12 protein-coding genes and 1 pseudogene are annotated in these 19,222 nt (G+C 64.4%); 5 read left to right on the top strand and 8 right to left on the bottom strand.

Annotation, left to right across the window (positions count from 1 at the left end):
• The first annotated feature begins 3 nt into the window (after positions 1 to 3).
• The 4 genes and pseudogenes from scpA to A5701_RS13420 all read left to right on the top strand — a co-directional run bounded on the left by scpA (position 4) and on the right by A5701_RS13420 (position 6,924).
• A complete protein-coding gene (gene scpA / locus A5701_RS13435; protein ID WP_067753978.1) occupies positions 4 to 2,256 on the top strand; it encodes a methylmalonyl-CoA mutase in 2,253 nt (750 codons plus the stop codon).
• Positions 2,257 to 3,257 (top strand): annotated as a pseudogene (meaB, locus tag A5701_RS13430) (methylmalonyl Co-A mutase-associated GTPase MeaB).
• 52 nt (positions 3,258 to 3,309) lie between these two features.
• Entirely contained in the window at positions 3,310 to 4,596 is a 1,287-nt protein-coding gene (locus tag A5701_RS13425; protein WP_067753973.1) for a serine hydrolase domain-containing protein, read from the top strand.
• A 1,053-nt stretch (positions 4,597 to 5,649) separates the two neighbouring features.
• Positions 5,650 to 6,924, top strand: a complete 1,275-nt coding sequence (locus A5701_RS13420) for a glycosyltransferase (protein WP_082954747.1) — start codon at positions 5,650 to 5,652, stop codon at positions 6,922 to 6,924.
• Positions 6,925 to 6,975: 51 nt separating this feature from the next.
• Here A5701_RS13420 and A5701_RS13415 read toward each other — a convergent pair whose 3' ends face one another.
• Positions 6,976 to 8,085 carry an acyltransferase gene (locus A5701_RS13415; RefSeq protein WP_067753969.1) on the bottom strand — a complete coding sequence of 370 codons (1,110 nt, stop codon included), beginning with the start codon at positions 8,083 to 8,085 and terminating at the stop codon, positions 6,976 to 6,978.
• A gap of 230 nt (positions 8,086 to 8,315) precedes the next feature.
• On the opposite strand from A5701_RS13415, the gene A5701_RS13410 reads away from it, so the two are divergent.
• The gene (locus tag A5701_RS13410) at positions 8,316 to 9,323 is read left to right on the top strand and encodes a Gfo/Idh/MocA family protein (RefSeq protein WP_369807419.1); all 1,008 of its coding nucleotides are present in this window, start codon (positions 8,316 to 8,318) and stop codon (positions 9,321 to 9,323) included.
• 49 nt (positions 9,324 to 9,372) lie between these two features.
• Here the strand turns inward: A5701_RS13410 and A5701_RS13405 are convergent, their stop codons facing one another.
• From A5701_RS13405 to A5701_RS13375, 7 genes are all read right to left on the bottom strand, one after another.
• Positions 9,373 to 11,013: a GMC oxidoreductase gene (locus A5701_RS13405; protein ID WP_067753964.1), complete on the bottom strand. Its 1,641-nt coding sequence runs from the start codon at positions 11,011 to 11,013 to the stop codon at positions 9,373 to 9,375.
• Between the two features lie 203 nt (positions 11,014 to 11,216).
• Complete coding sequence (locus A5701_RS13400) at positions 11,217 to 12,122, bottom strand: class I SAM-dependent methyltransferase (RefSeq protein WP_067887142.1); 906 nt, start codon at positions 12,120 to 12,122, stop codon at positions 11,217 to 11,219.
• A 222-nt stretch (positions 12,123 to 12,344) separates the two neighbouring features.
• Positions 12,345 to 13,610 (bottom strand): glycosyltransferase, encoded by a 1,266-nt coding sequence (locus A5701_RS13395; protein WP_067753958.1) that lies wholly within the window; start codon positions 13,608 to 13,610, stop codon positions 12,345 to 12,347.
• Positions 13,611 to 13,751: 141 nt separating this feature from the next.
• Positions 13,752 to 14,585, bottom strand: coding sequence for a TylF/MycF/NovP-related O-methyltransferase (locus tag A5701_RS13390; RefSeq protein WP_067753955.1), 834 nt, complete (start codon positions 14,583 to 14,585; stop codon positions 13,752 to 13,754).
• 214 nt (positions 14,586 to 14,799) lie between these two features.
• Positions 14,800 to 15,918, bottom strand: a complete 1,119-nt coding sequence (locus A5701_RS13385) for an NAD(P)-dependent oxidoreductase (RefSeq protein WP_067753952.1) — start codon at positions 15,916 to 15,918, stop codon at positions 14,800 to 14,802.
• A 153-nt stretch (positions 15,919 to 16,071) separates the two neighbouring features.
• Positions 16,072 to 17,274, bottom strand: coding sequence for a class I SAM-dependent methyltransferase (locus A5701_RS13380; RefSeq protein ID WP_197504976.1), 1,203 nt, complete (start codon positions 17,272 to 17,274; stop codon positions 16,072 to 16,074).
• A gap of 470 nt (positions 17,275 to 17,744) precedes the next feature.
• Positions 17,745 to 19,028 carry a glycosyltransferase gene (locus tag A5701_RS13375; RefSeq protein ID WP_067753947.1) on the bottom strand — a complete coding sequence of 428 codons (1,284 nt, stop codon included), beginning with the start codon at positions 19,026 to 19,028 and terminating at the stop codon, positions 17,745 to 17,747.
• Between the last annotated feature and the right edge of the window lie 194 nt (positions 19,029 to 19,222).

Genomic DNA, 19,222 nt, shown 5'->3' with positions numbered 1-19,222 from the left:
GCAATGACCACAACCGCACCTGTGATCGGCAACTTCGCCGAAATCCCGCTGGACGGCGACCGGCCGCTGCCGCCGCCCACCGAGGCCGCCGTGCGCGAGCACGTCGCCGCAACGGCGGCCGCGCACTGGTACACGCCCGATCAGCTCGAATGGCACACGCCCGAAGACATCGCCGTCAAGCCGGTGTACATCGGCGCCGACCGGGCCGCCGCCGTGGCGAGCGGCTACCCGCTGAACAGCTTCCCGGGCGAACCGCCGTTCCTGCGCGGCCCGTACCCCACGATGTACGTCAATCAGCCGTGGACCATCCGCCAGTACGCCGGGTTCTCCACCGCGGCGGAGTCGAATGCGTTCTACCGCCGCAACCTGGCCGCCGGCCAGAAGGGCCTGTCGGTGGCCTTCGACCTGGCCACCCACCGCGGATACGACTCGGACCACCCCCGCGTCCAGGGCGACGTCGGAATGGCCGGCGTGGCAATCGATTCCATTCTCGACATGCGCCAGCTGTTCGACGGCATCGACCTGTCGACGGTGTCCGTGTCGATGACGATGAACGGTGCGGTGTTGCCGATCCTGGCGTTGTACGTGGTGGCGGCCGAGGAGCAGGGCGTGCCGCCGGAGAAGCTGGCCGGCACCATTCAGAACGACATCCTCAAAGAATTCATGGTGCGCAACACCTACATCTATCCGCCCAAGCCGTCGATGCGCATCATCTCCGACATCTTCGGCTACACCAGTGCCAAGATGCCGAAGTTCAACTCCATCTCGATCTCCGGCTACCACATCCAAGAGGCCGGCGCCACAGCCGATTTGGAACTCGCCTACACCCTGGCCGACGGCGTCGACTACATCAAGGCGGGCCTGGACGCCGACCTGGACATCGACAAGTTCGCGCCGCGCCTGTCGTTCTTCTGGGGCATCGGCATGAACTTCTTCATGGAGGTCGCCAAGCTGCGGGCCGGCCGGCTGCTGTGGAGCGAGCTGGTCGCCCAGTTCAACCCGAAGAACGCGAAATCGCTTTCGCTGCGCACGCATTCGCAGACGTCCGGCTGGTCGCTGACCGCGCAGGACGCCTTCAACAACGTGGCGCGCACCTGTATCGAGGCGATGGCCGCCACCCAGGGCCACACCCAGTCCCTGCACACCAACGCCCTCGACGAGGCGCTGGCGCTGCCCACCGACTTCTCGGCGCGGATCGCGCGCAACACCCAGCTGCTGCTGCAGCAGGAGTCGGGCACCACGCGGCCCATCGACCCCTGGGGCGGTTCGTATTACGTGGAGTGGCTGACCCATCAGCTCGCGCAGAAGGCCCGCGCCCACATCGCCGAGGTCGCCGAGCACGGCGGCATGGCCCAGGCCATCAGCGACGGCATCCCGAAGCTGCGCATCGAGGAGGCGGCCGCGCGCACCCAGGCCCGCATCGACTCCGGGATGCAGCCGGTGATCGGCGTCAACAAATATCAGGTCGAGGAGGACCAGGAGGTCGAGGTCCTCAAGGTCGAGAACAGCCGCGTGCGCGCCGAGCAGCTGGCCAAGCTCAAGGAGCTGCGGGCCAGCCGCGACCAATCCGCCGTCGAGGCCGCGCTGGCCGACCTGTCCCGGGCGGCCGCGGCACACGGCCGCGCCGGCGAGGACGGGCTGGGTAATAATCTGCTGGCGCTGGCGATCAACGCCGCCCGGGCCAAGGCGACGGTCGGGGAGATCTCCGACGCGCTGGAAAAGGTATACGGCCGGCACCAGGCGGAGATCCGCACGATCGCCGGTGTTTACCGCGACGAAGCCGGAAAGGCCCCCAACATCGCAACCGCCACGGAACTGGTCGAGAAGTTCGCCGAGGCCGACGGCCGACGGCCGAGAATTCTCGTGGCGAAGATGGGTCAGGACGGTCACGACCGCGGTCAGAAGGTGATCGCGACGGCCTTTGCCGACCTGGGCTTCGACGTCGACGTCGGCTCGCTGTTCTCCACGCCCGAGGAGGTGGCCCGGCAGGCCGCCGACAACGACGTGCACGTCGTCGGTGTCTCGTCGCTGGCCGCCGGCCACCTGACGCTGGTGCCGGCGCTGCGCGACGCGCTCGCCGAGGTGGGACGGCCCGACATCATGATCGTGGTCGGTGGCGTCATCCCGCCCGGTGACTTCGACGAGCTGTACCAGGCCGGGGCCGCCGCCATCTTCCCGCCCGGGACGGTGATCGCCGACGCCGCGATCGGTCTGCTGCACAAGCTGGCCGAGCGTCTGGGTTACCCGCTCGACTAGATGGCCGGCCGCAAGAGCGATTCCGTCGACGACCTGGCCGACGCCGTTCGCCGTGGCGACAGGGCGGCGCTGCCACGGGCCATCACGCTGCTGGAGTCCACCCGCGCCGATCATCACGAGAAGGCGCAGCGGCTGCTGCTGGAGCTGACGCCCGACGCGGGCAACGCACATCGCGTCGGCATCACCGGAACACCCGGGGTAGGCAAGTCGACCACCATCGAGGCCCTCGGCATGCACCTGATCGAGCACGGCCACCGGGTGGCGGTATTGGCCGTCGACCCGTCGTCGACGCGCAGCGGCGGATCGATCCTCGGCGACAAGACCCGGATGGCGCGCCTGGCCGTGCACCCGGACGCGTACATCCGCCCGTCGCCGACGTCCGGCACGCTGGGCGGCGTAGCAAAGGCCACCCGCGAGACGGTGGTGTTGTTGGAGGCCGCCGGTTTCGACGTGATCATCATCGAGACCGTCGGCGTCGGTCAGTCCGAGGTGACGGTGGCCAACATGGTCGACACGTTCGTCCTGCTGACCCTGGCGCGCGGCGGCGATCAGCTGCAGGGCATCAAGAAGGGCGTGCTCGAGCTGGCCGACATCGTGGTGGTGAACAAGGCCGACGGCGAACACCTCGCCGAGGCGCGGGTGGCCGCCCGGGAACTGTCCTCGGCCATCAGGCTGATACACCCGCGCGAAACACTTTGGCGGCCACCGGTTCTCACCATGAGCGCGATGGAGGGGACCGGTCTGACGGAGCTGTGGGACACCATCGAACGCCATCGGCAGGTGCTCACCGAGGCCGGCGAGTTCGAGGCGCGCCGGCGCGCCCAGCAGGTCGACTGGACATGGCAGATGGTGCGCGACACCGTCTTGGACCGGGTGCTGGCCAACCCCAAGGTGCGCAAGATGCGCGCCGATGTCGAGCGCCAGGTCAAGGCGGGAGAACTGACCCCCGCGCTGGCCGCCGAGCAAATATTGACGGCAGCGTCAGACTAACGGATAGGTAAACAATCTAGATTTCGCTCCGGGAAGGTGTGAAATCCAAGTAAATTTGACATTGTGACGGTGGAAAACCGAGTCGATCGCCGCGCGGTCCCTGTCCACGATGACCTTGACGCAGGTCACCGTGTGTCCGGCGCGGCGGACTCACACTTCGGATGCGTCGTTCGCAGCTTTTCCACGATGTTTCCCGCCCGCCGGTTCGGCGGCGGCGCGCTGGCCGTGTACCTCGACGGTCAACCCGTCGTCGACGTGTGGACCGGCTGGTCCGATCGCGGCGGCCACCGGCCGTGGTCGGCCGACAGCGCACCGATGGTGTTCTCGGCGACCAAAGGCATGGCCGCCACCGTCATCCACCGCCTCGCCGACCGCGGGCTGATCGACTACGAGGCCCCCGTCGCCGAGTACTGGCCGGAGTTCGGCGCCAACGGCAAGGGCAACCTCACCGTGCGCGACGTGATGCGGCACGCCGCCGGCTTGTCGGGACTGCGGGGCGCCAGCAGTGAAGACTTGCTCGACCACGTCGTGATGGAGGAACGGCTGGCCGCGGCGTCGCCGGGGCGGCTGCTGGGCAAGTCGGCGTACCACGCGCTGACCTTCGGCTGGCTGATGTCCGGCCTCGCCCGGGGCGTGACCGGAAAGGGCATGCGAGCCCTGATCCGCGAGGAGCTCGCCGAGCCGCTGGGTACCGACGGGTTGTACCTGGGTCGCCCGCCGGCCGGGGCGCCGACGCGGGTGGCCGAGATCATCGCGCCGCAGAACCTGGTGCGGAACCCGGTCCTCAGCTTTGTGACGCGCAAGGTCGCCAACGAGCTGTCCGGCGGCTTCCGGTCCATGTACTTCCCGGGCATGGTCGCCGCGGTCCAGGGCGATACCCCCTTGCTGGACGCGGAGATCCCCGCGGCCAACGGGGTGGCGACGGCCCGCGGGCTGGCACGGATGTACGGCGCCATCGCGAACGGCGGCGAGGTCGACGGCATCCGGTTCCTGTCCCGCGAGTTGGTCGCCGGCCTGACCGGTCGGCGGAGCCTGCGTCCGGACCGAAACCTGTTCATGCCGCTGGCTTTCCACTTGGGCTACCACAGCCTGCCCATCGGCAACGTGATGCCCGGCTTCGGCCACGTCGGGCTGGGCGGTTCGCTCGGCTGGACCGACCCGTCGAGCGGCGTGGCCTTCTCGCTGGTGCACAACCGGCTGCTGACCCCGTTCGTGGCGACCGACCACGCCGCGTTCGTCGGCATCTATGCGCTGATCCGCAAGGCCGCCGAGAAGGCGCGCAAGCGCGGGTTCTCGCCGGTGACCGAATACGGCGCGCCATTCTTCGAGCCGGGAGCCGTCGCGGGCTGAGGAAAAAGGCACGCGATCAATTTGGTCAGCGAGTCAAGACGAAAAGGGCATAGCGATTTCTCACGGCGCGTTTGCCGTAAATCGGTCCGTCGCCTAATCTTCTGAATTTCCCGCTGACGGCGTCGCGTGAAAAGAAACCTCTCCGAGCAGGCCGATGTGCGAAGTCCGGGTGTCGTTGGGGTAATAACGAACCCCAGGCGCCGTGGCGCGTAATGACCGACGGCGATGCGGTCGTATTTGCCGGCGGCGGCGGAAGACGGTGTCCGGGCCATTCACGCCCATGGCGTCGGCGCCATCGCCCGGACTTTCGTAACCGTCATTTCCAGGGTACTGCGGTGCGGCCGGACGACCGGTCGATTTGCCGAGGCGCGCGTACCGGCCGGACCGGTTCCGAGCCATGTTGCTCCGCTGGCACAACAACTTCGGGCTGTAACACCGGACGCCGCCGCAGCGATACGTCAGCGAAAGCTACCCGTGTTTTCGGAAAGTGAGGCGCATCACAGAAACTTCACACTTCAGCGTTTGGTGGCCCCGACACGCCGGGTAGTAGCCGCCAAGGGGGGTCGGTCGGCCCCGGCCGAAGAGCCGGCGACGTTCGTGTATGACCAACGGTCGCAACGATCTGGCTCGAGTGATGCAAAAAGGGGGTGAGTGCAACGACAGCCGTCTAGACTCACTCCCGGTGGTACTGACATGCGGCAGAGGGGGGTTCACCTTTGGTCCGCGGGATGATACTGCACATGACTTGATCGTCGAATTCGGGCTCGCCGGTGAATCCCACAAATCAATAATTCGAGTGTTGGATCGGTTGTAAGCGCGGTGCTTCAGGCATTACGAGTGGTCCGGTGATCTCGTTGAGCCAGACAGGTTTCCCATGCGCCACGTAAACGAAGACCAACGGAGTGTCCTCCCCGCACCCGATTCGACGACTGCCTTGACGTTTGAGAATCGCGTCATTGCCGCAGAAGTTGCCGCCTAGTCGAGGAACCGGAGACAATAACCGATGCCCCAGACATCACCTAGCCCAACAGAACTGAAAGGCTACGATCTGTCGTGAAATTTGTGCTGGCAAGCTATGGAACTCGGGGCGATGTCGAGCCGACCGTGGCTATGGGTCGAGAACTGCAGCGCAGGGGACACGACGTTCTCATGGCCGTCCCATGCAATCTCACGGGCTTCGCCGAGGCGGCGGGGCTTCCGGCGGCGGCCTACGGGCCGGATATGCATGACTTCCTGACTGATGACTTCCTCCGTGACTTCTGGACAGACTTCCGCCGCAGCTTTTGGACCATCAAAGAGCCGATCAGGTTGTTGCGTGAGCTGTGGCAGCCGTGCCTCACGCACTGGGCAGAAATGAGCCGCACGCTGGCATCGCTGGCCGCGGGCGCCGATGTCCTGTTCAGCGGACTGGTTTACCAAGAACTCGCCGCAAGCATCGCCGAGGCCTACGACATTCCGTTTGCGACGCTGCATTACTTTCCGATACGGCCCAACGGCCAGCTGTACCCCTTTGCGCCCGCGCCCGTGGTGCGTACCGGGATGACCGTCTACGACTGGTTGTGTTGGCGGATGAGCAAGAACGCGGAGGACGCGCAGCGCCGTGAACTGGGACTACCCAAGGCGACGTCTCCTTCACCACGTCGAATCGAACGCGCCGCGCTGGAAATTCAGGCCTACGACGAAGCGTGCTTCCCGGGCCTGGCCGAGGAATGGCAACGGTGGGGTGATCGACGCCCCTTCGTCGGGGCGCTGACGATGGGGTTGACGACAGATGCCGACGAAGAGGTGGCGTCGTGGATCAAGGCGGGAACACCGCCGATTTGTTTTGGTTTCGGCAGCATGCCGGTCGCCGCGTCCCCGGGTGACACGGTCAAGATGATCGGCGCTGCGTGCGCGGAACTAGGCGAGCGGGCATTGGTTTGTGCCGGGTGGGCCGATTTCAGTGACGTGCCGGATTTCGAGCACGTGAAGGTCGTCAGCGCGGTGAATTACGCAGCAACCTTCCCGATGTGCCGCGCGATCGTCCACCACGGCGGTTCGGGCACCACGGCTGCGGCTCTGCGTGCCGGCGTTCCGTCGATGATCCTGTGGACGGCCGGTGATCAACCGCATTGGGGTGCCCAGCTCAAGCGGCTGAAAGTCGGTACCACTCGGCGCTTTTCGACCACAACCACCGAAACCTTGGTCACCGACTTGCGTCAGATCCTCGAACCCGACTACGCAGTGCGGGCCCGTGACCTCGCCGCCCGGATGACAGACCCGGCTGAAAGCGTTGCGAAAGCTGTTGATGTGCTCGAAAAGTTCGCCAGCGCAAGGCGTTTAGTCTGAAGATCGCCCGGATGGCCCGGCGCCGGTCAACGGCCCGCGCGCGGGAAGCGGTCATCCGCCGGGCGCGTCTCTCCCGTCGTCCGACCTGACCTCGACCTGGGCGGGTGGATCGGTCGCGGCAGGGGTGCTCGGCCGCTTGAAGCGGGATTTGAGCGATAGCGCGCGCTTTTCCACCAGGAACCAACTCAGCGCCGCCACCGGAAGGGTGGCCGCCATCGCGACAACGAAAAACACGACCGGATGCAACCACGTGAGGCCGCACACCGCCAGCAGCTGCTGCATCGGGAACGCATAGATGTACATGCCATAGGACAGATCAGTGCGTAGTTGCAATCGCTTGTTCTTAAGCAGCGCCCCGGAGACGACGACGGCGTACGCCAGCGGAAGGCCGGCCACCACTCGATAATCCGGCAGCTGGCTGGACGCGAGGACTATGGCGACGCAGACGGCGACGAGCGACCAGCGAGCGGGGATCACGTCGCGCCATTGGTACAGGAGCGCCCCGGAGGCGAACATGATTGCGGAACGGCAGAGGAGCTGCGGGATGGTCCATACTCCCGGAAAGGTCAGGGGTGGTAGCAACATCGCCCCGATCACAGCGAGTACGAGCATCGCGGGGGAAACCCACCTGCGATTGGCGAGGCCGACGACGCCGATAACTGCAACCGCCAGGTAGCACATCACTTCCCAGATGAGGGACCACAGCGAGGCGTTCCAATTCGCTCCGCCCGGCGTTCCGTGCGGTGTCGGGCCGACATTCGGGTGCAGGTAGGCCAATGCGGCGTTTTGCACGACGTAATCGATCGGATCGCGCGAGGCCAGCAGCTTCCCCGCCGCACCGCCCTGGATCGCCAGGCTCAGTGGTGCGAACAGGTATGCGGTGACGATCAGGCAGACGTAGAAACCGGGGAGGATTCGCAGAGCTCGAGCCAGCAGGTAGTCACGAAGTTGCGGGTCGTTCAGCCAGCTTCGGGAGATGAGAAATCCCGAGATCGCAAAAAACCCGTCGACACCTATCGCGAACATAAGCTTGGTGGCAGCGGCGGGAGGCATATGACCCGTGATCGGCCATGAGTGGAACAGCATCACTTCGGTTGCCAGGGCTAGCCGGAACGCGTTCAGCGCATTATTTCGCGGGCTGAACACTTCCCCCAGCTTCATGTGACTCCGTCCATCGTCCCCCGGTGCGCGTTGTCGGCGCCATCGTATATCGCGACGGTGTTGATCACTGTTGCTTTGAGCGCTCTTGGCGAGTCGGTCGGGGCGGGCAAGCGACGCGGCGGCGGCCGTGCTCACTGAACTGGCTTGCAGAGGCCTGACTGGGTGCCGGCCCGCAACGAGGCGGTGGCCAGCGCCATTTAACGCTCCGGGGCAAGAACCAGGGTGCTAGCATCCGGGTCGTGTCTGAAGAAGGTGCACGGCTGCGGATCGGTGTCCTCGGCGCAGCCCGCATCGCTCCGCTCGCGCTTATCAACCCGGCACGGGAAAGCGCCGAGGTGGTGGTCGCGGCGGTGGCAGCTCGCGAGGTATCTCGTGCCCAAGCCTTCGCTGCCGAGCACGGCATTCCTCGAGTGCACGACAGTTATGAGGCGCTCGTCGCGGACCCAGATGTGGACGCCATCTACAACCCTCTCCCAAATGGTTTGCACGGCAGGTGGACTCGAGCCGCAATCGCGGCGGGAAAGCATGTGCTGTGCGAAAAGCCATTCAGCGCCAATGCCGCTGAGGCGCGCGAAGTCGCGGGACAGGCCGCCCAATCAGACCGAGTCGTGATGGAGGCCTTTCACTATCGCTACCATCCCTTGACCCTGCGAGTTGAAGAGATCATCGCCTCCGGGGAACTGGGACAGCTGAAGCGGGTGGAGGCGGCCATCTGCTTTCCGTTGCCGAAGTTTTCCGATATCCGCTACAACTACTCCCTTGCCGGTGGTGCGACGATGGACGCCGGATGCTATGCGGTCGACATAATCCGCACGTTCGGCGGTTCGACGCCCGAAGTTGTTTCGGCACAGGCGAAGCTGCGTGATTCCAAAGTGGACCGTGCCATGACCGCCCGGCTTCGCTTTCCAAACGGAATCGAGGGGCGGGTCCGTTGCTCGATGTGGTCGTGGGATCTTTTCCAGTTGAGCGCCAAGGTCGTTGGCGATCGCGGGGAAGTGCGCGTTCTCAATCCCGTGATGCCGCAAGCTTTCCATCGGCTCTCGGTCAAATCAGCGGACGGCAAACGAGTCGAGCGCTTCTCGCGCCGCCCCTCCTATGCGTATCAACTCGACGCGTTCGCCGCGGCGGCGCTGCGCGGGGAGCCCATCAAGACGACACCGGAAGGCGCCGTCGAGAACATGAGCGTCATCGACGCCATCTACCGCGCCGCCGGCCTCCCGCTCCGCGAGCCCGCCTGAGCTGACCGGTCCACCTGGCCGGGGTGGCAGGAAACACGGATTGAAAAGCTCAGCTGGCGAAGTGCGCCTGATTCAGGTGTTCGCCCACCCGCAAGGCGTTTGCCGCGATGGTCAAGCTGGGATTCAAACCGCCGCTGGTGGGAAAGAATGAGCTGTCGACCACGTATAGGTTTTCGACTTCGTGCGCCCTGTTGTACGGGTCCAGCACGCTGGTCTTGGGATCGGTGCCGAAGCGGCATGTCCCGCAGACGTGCGCCACGGCTTTGTTGTCCTCGGCACCTCGCAACGTGATCTTGCGGAAGGGTTCCAGCACCCCTTTCAACTGCTCCAAAAAGATTGCGCGGCGCTCGATCTCGCTCTCGTGAAGGCGGTACTGAAGTTTCAGCCGCTGACGGCCGTCGGCGGTCGGCCGATCGTCGGGTAGGACACGGTTGTCCAGATACGGGAGGTCCTCCATGATCGTCGCGAGGACCAGCCCGCCGTTGAAAAACCGCTCATAGACTTGGCGCACCGCCGGTTTCATGAGCCGAAGTGCCGCCGGCCGCCATCCGGGAGCATTGGTCAAAATCTCCATGGGTGCCATGGGGCCGAAAGATTGCACGGTGCCGTACTTCTGCCCTTCCCAGAAGTAGAAGTCGTTCAACCCGATCTCCTTGTTTGCGGCTGTGGTCCTGGAACCGCGCTGCGGCCAGATCTCCACCAAGTCGACAAGGTGACGCATCAGGTTGCGGCCCACCCAATCCGAGCCGTTGGCCAGTCCGCGCGGCCAATCGGCTGAACGGGAATTGAGCAACAGCACCGGCGTGACGAGCGCGCCGGCCGCAAGCACCACCAGTTTGGCCTTCAGGGACACCGTGCCGGAGCGATGCTCGCAGATCACTCGACGGACCTGCTTTCGGTCCGCGTCGAGACGAAGGACCCGGCATTCGGGCAGCAGCTTCGCACCGTGCTCGGCGACCGCCGGTAAGACGCAGTTGCGTGCGCTGTCGTTCTTGCACGACTGGTGGCACAGATAGCTTTGGCACGTCGTGCAACCCGAGGTGTAGTCACAGGCCATCGGTAGGTGGTAGGGGTGCAAGCCACGGCTCGTCAGGTACTCGACAAGCGGCTGGTTGTCGGCCGAAAAGGGCGGCGCCGCAGGCAGATCAGGGTCGGCGGCACCCGGTCGCAGCGGATCCGGCTGGCCCCGAACCCCGAACAGCCTTTCGGCCGCCGAGTACCACGGGCGCATCTCGTCGTAGACGATCGGCCAGGCGTCCGGCACGGTCGAATCGCCGGGGTTTCGGAAGTGCTGCCGAGGGGTGAAATCCTGAGCGAAAAACCGCTCGCACACCATTCCGTAGAGGGCCGACGAGCCACCCGTGCCGGCGCCCAAAAAGGGCACGAATCGTTGGGGAGAGCGCCCACTGATGTCTTCGATCTCGTCGGTCGAGCGTCCGGACCTGGTCAGCACGTCGAAGTAGGTGTCGGTGGAGCGGCAAGCCTGCGGATGGGACACTTCGGGCATTGATGAGCGGACCGTCTCGGGCGCCCCCGGAAGGGTTGAACGGCCCTTCTCGACGAATAGCACCTTTCGGCCCGCGCGGGCGAGCGAGTAGCCCAGGGTGCCGCCGCCCATGCCGGTCCCAACGATGATCGCGTCCCACTCGACGCGTTCCGCCTCGCGCGCGTCTAACTCGCCGTCGGCCAAAATCGAGTCCTCAGTGCGTAATTGCCCAAATTTTGCCCCCGTATGGGCGACCCCGACAGTATCATCCCCGGCTTGGACTGAGGGCCGTTTGTTCGTTTAGGTCACAAGGCGCGAGGGTGAGAACGTGCGCCGACCCATCGGTGACCCGTTGTCAATCGAACGCAGGCACGTCCGGTGTTATTCGGCGCGCGAGCGCCCCTTACCTAGCCGAGCGAGTGTTGATGCGCTTGTTCCGGCTGGTGGTTGGAATTGGGGGTCGATTGGGTGACCGCAACAGCTTCGGCGGGGTGGTTGACCCAGTCCGCGAGACCGTCATCGAACGCCGCCTTCTTCTGCAGAATGATCTGATACTGGGCGTGCAGAACTTTGTATTCCCCCGCGTGGTATTTCAGGAACTGGTGGATCGCCCACGCGGTGTTTGCCCGTGGCCGCGGGTAGGCCGGCCACATGACATCGTCGAAAATCATCATTCCGCCCTGCTTCAACAGGCGCCACGAGTTGAGTGAATCCACTATTGCGTCATCGGCGAAGTGCGACCCATCGACATAAATCAGATCGAACTCCTGCTTTTCATCGATGAGCTGGGGCAAGACGGACAGCGATGAGCCCTTCCGCTTTGTTACCCGACCCGGGGCCGAGGACACGTTGTGATCGAAGCGCGCCTCGAGGTCTCGCAAGTCCGACGTGGCGTGGTAGTGCCATTCGTCGCTGCCCGCCCAGTGGTCAACAGCGGTCATGTGCCCTTGTGTGAAGTACGTCAGGAAAAAGAGCGTCGAACGCCCCTCCCAAGATCCGATTTCGAGAATGCGTATCGGGTCAGCGCGCTTGAAGACTTTCGGAAAGGTGACGGACCAAGGCACGATGTTCATGTCGAACCACCGCTCTTGGAATTGACCCTTCGCCGCCTGCTCTTCGAATGCCGCGCGAACCTCGGCCAGGTGTTTGGCCGTGCCGGATAGAACGCCCAGCTTTACCAGGCGGTAGTGAATGATGTCCGTCAGATAGTGCCAGACCACACCCGGACGCGTTCCCCCGATCCACCAGAAAAATAGAAATGTGAGGGTTCGGGCGGTCCAACGAAACTTCGGTTCGGTCGTTTGGCTGGTCATGTTTCCCTTGGTCTTGTTGCTGGAAGGCCGATGCGGTCTTGTCTCAGGGCTCAAGACGAGCAGCTAACCCCCCGGAAGGTTCGGCGAGCTCGTAGAGCACGGTTGTTGGATACTAACAGCCGCCGCTCACGGGGCGGGGCGGTTTGGCTCGGCCCACCAGACCCCGCCGGGGCCAGGCGCCATCTCGGGCACCTGGCAAAACGGTGGTCACGCGCACCGCCGTCAAGCTGATTGCCTTGACCGGGCGAAGCTCTCCACCAAATCGGCGGCCTTCTCGACGCTTTCAGCGGGTGTCGTCATCCGGGTGGCCAGCTCGCGGGCGCGGGCCGCATATTTCGGGTCGAGGATTCGGCGCAGGTCCTTGACCAAGGATTGGCGGGTGGTCTTCGAGAAGCGGCGGGTGGTACCCACCTTCAATCGCTTGACCCGGGCGCCCCACAGTGTCTGATTCACATCCATCGAGAGGATCAGGGTGGGGACCCCGGCGCGCATGCTAGCGGCTGTGGTGCCCGAACCGCCGTGGTGGACGACTGCCCGGCAGGCGGGAAAGACGGCCGCATAATTCACGCCGCCCACCACCTTGACGTGGTCGCCGTGGGAAACGTCACTGAAGTCGCTCCAACCGGCGCAGATCAGCGCGCGCTCGCCCAGCTCGGCGCAGGCGGCGCTGATCATGTCGATCGCGTCGGCCGGCGATTCCACCGGCATACTGCCGAAGCCGAAGCAAATCGGCGGGGTTCCCGCGGCGATCCACGACGCGACGTCGGTGTCGGCCTCGGTGGACATCGCCATCGTCAGTGCACCGACGAAGGGCCGCTGACCGTCCCACTTCCGCCATTCGGCCGCTAGCCCGGGGAAGCAAACCTCGTCGTAGGCCTGTATCTCGAGTGATCCGCTTTCGGCGATGCGCCGCGCCGACGCGCCCCTGATCTTCGGCAGCCCTAGTTCACGGCGCTGCGCGTCCTCGACCTTCTTGTTGAGGCGCCAACCGAACCAGTCGAATGCGGTCATCGACGCGCGCGCCAGCGGAGCGGGCAGCGGAACGAGCTGGCCGTTGGCTCGCACTGGAACGTGGTGCAACGTGGCCAACGGAACGTTCAAGTACTCCGCGACGTTGACGACGGCCTCCTGATAACTCTGGCCCGTGAGCAGCAGGTCTGCCCCGTCGGCCAGCGATGTCAGCGTCGTGCTCATCTGGGTCCAGCACTGGTCGCTGAGGTCCCACATCTCGCGCCACAGCTCCCTCATCTCCCGAAGCTTCCAGAAGCCTCCGAAGAAAGACGTCCAGAAGTTGCGGTACACGTCGAGCCAGGTCTGCGTGTTCAGGCCGAAGGCGGCCGTGGGGAGGCCCGCCGCTTCGGTGAAGCCCACCAGATCGGGCGGGACCGCCATGTGCACCTCGTGCCCCCGGCGCATCAATTCACGGCCGACGACGAGGGAGGGCTCGATATCGCCTCTCGTCCCATAACTTGCCAGCACAAACTTCATCTAAGGTTCTAGCCTTCGAGTCGGGAGTAATGGCGTGGGGATCGAGTGAGAGGAACTCGCGCCGAAGTCACATCTACCGCGGAATACCGGCGCCGATGATAGCCAAGGCGCCGCCTGTCAGAGACGTCGTGCGGGCCGTCACTACTTTCGCCACAGGACTCCGCATTGGTCGATCGTGACGATCTCCGCGGATATGTTGTGCTTGGCGCGGTAGTCGGCGACGGCCTTGCGGCATCCCTCGAGATTGTAGTCGTCGATGATGCAGAAGCCCCCCGGTGACAATTTCGGGTACAGCCCGTCGAGCGCTTGGATTGTCGACTCGTAGAGATCGCCGTCGAGCCTCAACACCGCGATCTGGTCAATCGGGGCGTTGTGCAGCGTGTCCTTGAACCAGCCCGGAAGGAAGCGGACTTGGTCGTCCAGCAGCCCGTAGCGCTCGAAGTTCGCTTTGACCTCTTCTTGCGAGACCGCCAGGACTGGCGCAGCGTGGTGCAAACCCAGCGTAAACCGGGGCAGCTTGTCCTCTTTGTAGTTCACGGTGTCCGGGGGTGGGACGCCCTCGAACGAATCGGCCAGCCACACGTTCCGGGTCTTGTCGCCGTACGCGGCCAGGACCGCGCGCATCAAGATGGAGGCCCCGCCGCGCCAGACGCCGCATTCGACCAGATCACCCGGAATGTCTTCGTTAAGCACCGTCTCGACGCAGTGCTGCAGACTTGTGAGCCGCTGCATGCCGATCATCGTTTCCGCGTCGGCCGGCCAGTCCATGCCGAAGTCGCGTGCGTGCTTGTCGAACGGACGTTTGCGGACCAGCATCAAGTTGCGGTTCTTGAGAAAGGGAAGCCACGTCAACCACCCGACGCTGGCGCGCATTTGCAGCGGCCACCCCACGGGCACGAGCTGGTCCATGCCGTACCTGGTCAGATCGCGTCGGATCTGGTCCAGATAGAGAGATCGGACGTCGCTTTCGGTCACGGTCAAAACCGTCCCCCTGTGTCTCGGATGCCAGTACTGCCGGTGGTGAGCCTAGACGCCCAATCGACGCCTCAGTGCGCGTTTGAATTTTTCTAGAACCAGGTTGCCAGGGCAAGATTATCCACGTTCTCGGGCCGGTGCTGATACCGAGGCAGACGCACGCACTGGTGGCAGCCTGCGTCGCGTACCGGGTTGCTCGCGGTGGCAGCCGCTGTTATTGGCGGCCGGCGCGTTCCGACGGACGACCGGATGCGCCCGCGAGATTGCTTTGCGCGGGAGGCATGTCGCTCTGCTCGTCAATCCATTGCAGTAGCGCATGGAGGCCCTCGTCGAGCGCCCACGTGGGTTGCCAGTTGAGGTCCTTCTTTGCCGGCTCGATATCGCAGCTGGCGGCGCGGATGTCACCGTCACGAAATTTCGGTACGACGACCGGTTCCGGCGCGTCGAAAACGGCGGCGATCTTCTGGGCAAGTTCGTGAATGCTGGTCGCGACGCCTGACCCGATGTCGAGGCATCGTGACCCGTCGGTCGGTTGCTGCACCGCCCCGAACACCGCATCGATGACGTCGTCGATGTAGACGAGATCGCGGAGGATCCGCCCATCCTCGTAGACCTCGGAGGGCTGCTGTTGGCGCGACAGACGGGCGAAGAATGGGACCACTCCGGTGTACGGATTGGTAAGCGACTGACCGGGCCCGTAAGCGTTCTGCAGCCGCAGCACACTGAGGTTGGTGTCGTGCGCGGCCGTCCACGCGGCCAGCAAGTGTTCCTGGGCAAGCTTCGTCGCGCCGTAGACGTTGGTGGGGCGGGGCTCCGTGCGCCCCGCGCGGCTGGGAAGGGGCACGGCGCTTTCGCCGTTGGGCCCTACCGGATCCCAGTTACCCGCGGCCAGCTGCGCGTGGCTGCGGGGTCCCGGATAGAACACGTGTGTTCCAGCGCGCCAAGCGCCCTCGCCGTAGACGGCCCTCGACGACGCCACCACAAGCTGCTCCGGAACGATGCCCGCGCGCGTCAGGGCGTCAAGGAGCTGGGTGGTGCCCACCACGTTCACGGCGCCATGCCGCGTCGCCTCCGACAGTGACTGCGCTGTTCCGGTCTCGGCGGCCAGATGGACGACCTGGGTAGGGCGGAACAGCCGAAGCACGGCATCCCAGTCGGGGGCGTGGGTGACGTCACCGGTGAAGAATCGTACCGACGGCGGCAGGTCGACCACTGGACGCTGACCATGGACCTGCGGCAGCAGCACATCCATGACGGCGACGTCGTGCCCTGCTTCGATGAGTCGGCGTGACAGCCTGGACCCGATGAATCCTGCTCCACCAGTGATGAGCACGGATGTTGACAAGAGCCGATCCCTCCCGTTCGAGCGCAGAAAAATTAACTGAGACGCCTTTGCGGGTGCGGCCCGCGGCTGATCATATCGGTGAACGATCCACCGTCAGCCGAGTTGAAGGAGATAGCTCCTAAACCCTGACGGCGGGATGCGTCAGACCAGGTGAACGTCCGGCGCGTAGAGAATCCAGCGTCCACCGTGCTCCTGGAAGGCACGTTCTTTAGCCATGATCTCGTCGGCGTGGTTCCATGCAAACAGCAGTGCGTAGTCGGGATAGGGGTGGGAGAAGACCTCCGGCGGGCACACCGGAATCTGGGAGCCGGGCGTGAGACGCCCCTGCTTCTCGGGGGTCGAATCACACACCATCGGAAGAAGATCCGGGCCGATGTGGCAGTAGTTCATCACCGTCGCGCTCCGTGAAGTGGCCCCGTATCCGACGACACGTCGGCCGTCGGAACGCAAGTCGCGCAGCAGTTTGACGAGGTCCGCGCGGATGCGATCGATGTTGGCGGCGAACCGAACGAAGGTCTCTTCCTCGGCAATCCCCTCGGCTTTTTCCCGCGCCAGGAACTCGGCGACGGTCGCGGTCGGCTCCGAAGTACCCGGCCGAGCCACCGTGTAACGGATCGAACCACCGTGCAGCGGGAGGTGTTCGACGTCGACGAGTTCGAAGCCGAACCGGGCGGCGGTCGCCTGCACCGAGCGGACCGAGAACAGATAAATGTGCTCGTCGTAGATCTGGTCGAAGTAGACCTGCTTGAGGATGTCGCCCAGATACCGATCCTCGAAGACGAACAGGCCGTCGGGGGACAGGAGGGTGTCGGCACCCTGGAAGATCGAGTCCAGGTAGGAGATGTGGCTGATCGTGTTCGCCGAATAGATCAGGTGGGCGGGTCCGTGCTCTTCGCGTATTTCTCCGGCCGTTGGGGCGTTGAAGAAATCGGTGCGCACGTTGATGCCCTGAGCCCGAGCCACCTCACCCGCCCCGGCTGCCGGATCCACACCCAAGTGCCGTATTCCGGCTTCGCTCAGGGTTTTCAGCATCACCCCGTCATTGCTGCCGATCTCAACGACAAACCTGTCCCCACCACCGGGACAGGCTCGCATGATGTGCCGCGCCACTTCCTCGCCGTGTCTCCGGATGAGCGCGGATCCGGACGCGCGATACGGATAGTCGGCGCGATACATTTCGTTCGGTGGCACCTCGTCGAGCTGTTGCACCATTGTGCAAGACGTGCAGAGTCCGACCGCCAGTTGGAAAAACGGCACTTTGGCGCTCTCTTCGGCCTTGACGAAGGCATTTGAGACAGGCTGACGTCCGAGGTCAAGGACCTGCCGAAGATCACCGCCGCACACCCGGCAACTGCGCTCGGACAATACTGCCCCCTATCTCACATCTATCTCACATCGCGACCACCGTGTGATGAGCATAGACCGGAACGGACGCCGTCAATAGGCTCCTGAGTTTCTCGAACATTAATTCGGCGGAGTGGTGTAGGCTTCCAGCGGCTGGCCAGCAGGTCCGATGCGTCTGCGCAGGTCCGGCTCCGCCCGAATGGTCATTGCGGGCTGCCGCAGCTCGGCGAAGCCACGGTGAGCGGCTACCTGCATCGTCGGCCATCCCTGCAAGAAATGAGCCTGCCGAAAAGGCGCCGGCGGTCACATTTATTGGAACTGTCTGATGGCTCGCGTAATGGATGCAAATTGCGGTTAGCCGACCGAATGCGCAATCAGCTGAGGTCGCAAATGAATACATCAGAAGTCAAGGGGTTGGCGGAGGCTGACGGCAACCCTGACGAAAAGTGCCCGCGCCACACCCGGCGTATTTAGACGCCGGATCTCTTGACCTCCCGGCGAGCGGCACCTTCCAGGAGGTCGGCGGCTTTGGCGATACTGAGGGCGGGTGCGGTCATCCGGGCGGCAAGCTCGCGGGCCCGGATCGCGTAATCCGGGGCAAGGATCTGGCGTAAGTCTGCAACCAGCGACTCCTGGGTGGTCAGTGAAAATTGGCGGGCAGTACCCACTTTGAGTTGTTTCACCTGGTTTCCCCAGTACGGCTGGTCGGCCGAGCTCCACAAGATCAACGTCGGGACGCCGGCGCGCATGCTTGCCGCCGTGGTTCCCGAGCCGCCGTGGTGGACGACGGCGCGACAGGCGGGGAAGACCGACGCGTAGTTGACCACCCCCACCACCTTGACGTGGTCGAACTGAGGGGCATCGCTGAAATCGGTTCCGCCGAAACAGATTAAAGCCCGTTCGCCGAGCTGTGCGCACGCCTTCGCGATCATTTCGACCGTCTCGGTCGCAGACTCGACCGCTATGCTGCCCGATCCGAAGCAGATTGGCGGCGGACCCGCGGCGATCCACGAGGCCACATCCTCATCGGCATCGGTCGTCAGCTCCAGCGTCAATGCACCGACAAAGGGCCGTCTATCACCCCATTTCGCCCACTCGGCCGCCAGACCGGGAAAGCAGACCTCGTCGTAAGCCTGGATCTCCAGGGAACCGCGTTGGCTGATCCGGCGGGACGAGCGACGCCTGGCTTTTGGCAGCTCCAGTTCGCTGCGCTGTGCGTTCTCCGTCTTCTTCGTCGAGCGCCAGAACAACCATTCGACCGCCGTCATCGTCGAGCGAACCACCGGCGCGGGGACGCTCGGAACGAGCTCGCCGTTGGCTCGCATCGGAAAATGATGCAGCGTGGCCAGCGGAATGTCGTAATGCTCCGCGACGTTGGCGGCGGCTTGCTCAAAGTTCAGGCCAGTGGTCAGCAGGTCCGCTCCATCGGCTACCGAGGTGAGCGTCCTGCTCACGTCGCTCCAGTAGCGGATGATCGGCTCCCACACCCTGCGAACTACCCTGACCGGGCCGCGGATTGTCCAGGCGCTGCGAAAAAAGTCCCTCCACATGTTGCGAAGAAACTCCTCGTTCAGAAAGTCCTGCACCTGCGGCCCATACGGCGCCGCCGCTAGGCCGGCCGACTCGGCGAAGCTTACGAGCTCGGGTGGCACGGCCATCTGAATCTCATGGCCCCTGCGCAACAGTTCCCGCCCGACAGCGACGGAAGGCTCGACGTCGCCGCGAGTTCCATAACTGGCCAGGGCAAATCTCATCGCGAATCCTCGCCGTGTTGCAGTGCATCAGCGACTTGCGGGGTGTCGGTCATTGTCCCTGGCGTGTCCGTTGTCGATGGGCGTTTCGCTGAAGGTGCTGGCCTTTCGTCGTGTCGGCCGACCGGGTTCGTAAGAACGCCCGCTAGCCGCAGAGACGGTGCAGGCACTGGGGTCAAGCTTTCTACCGGCCGCCG

It is taken from the genome of Mycobacterium sp. E3305 (genome assembly GCF_001666785.1).
In the GTDB taxonomy this organism is placed as follows: Bacteria; Actinomycetota; Actinomycetes; order Mycobacteriales; family Mycobacteriaceae; genus Mycobacterium.
The sequence above is the reverse complement of the archived record's forward strand: the minus strand, read 5'-3'. Positions and strand labels throughout refer to the sequence as shown.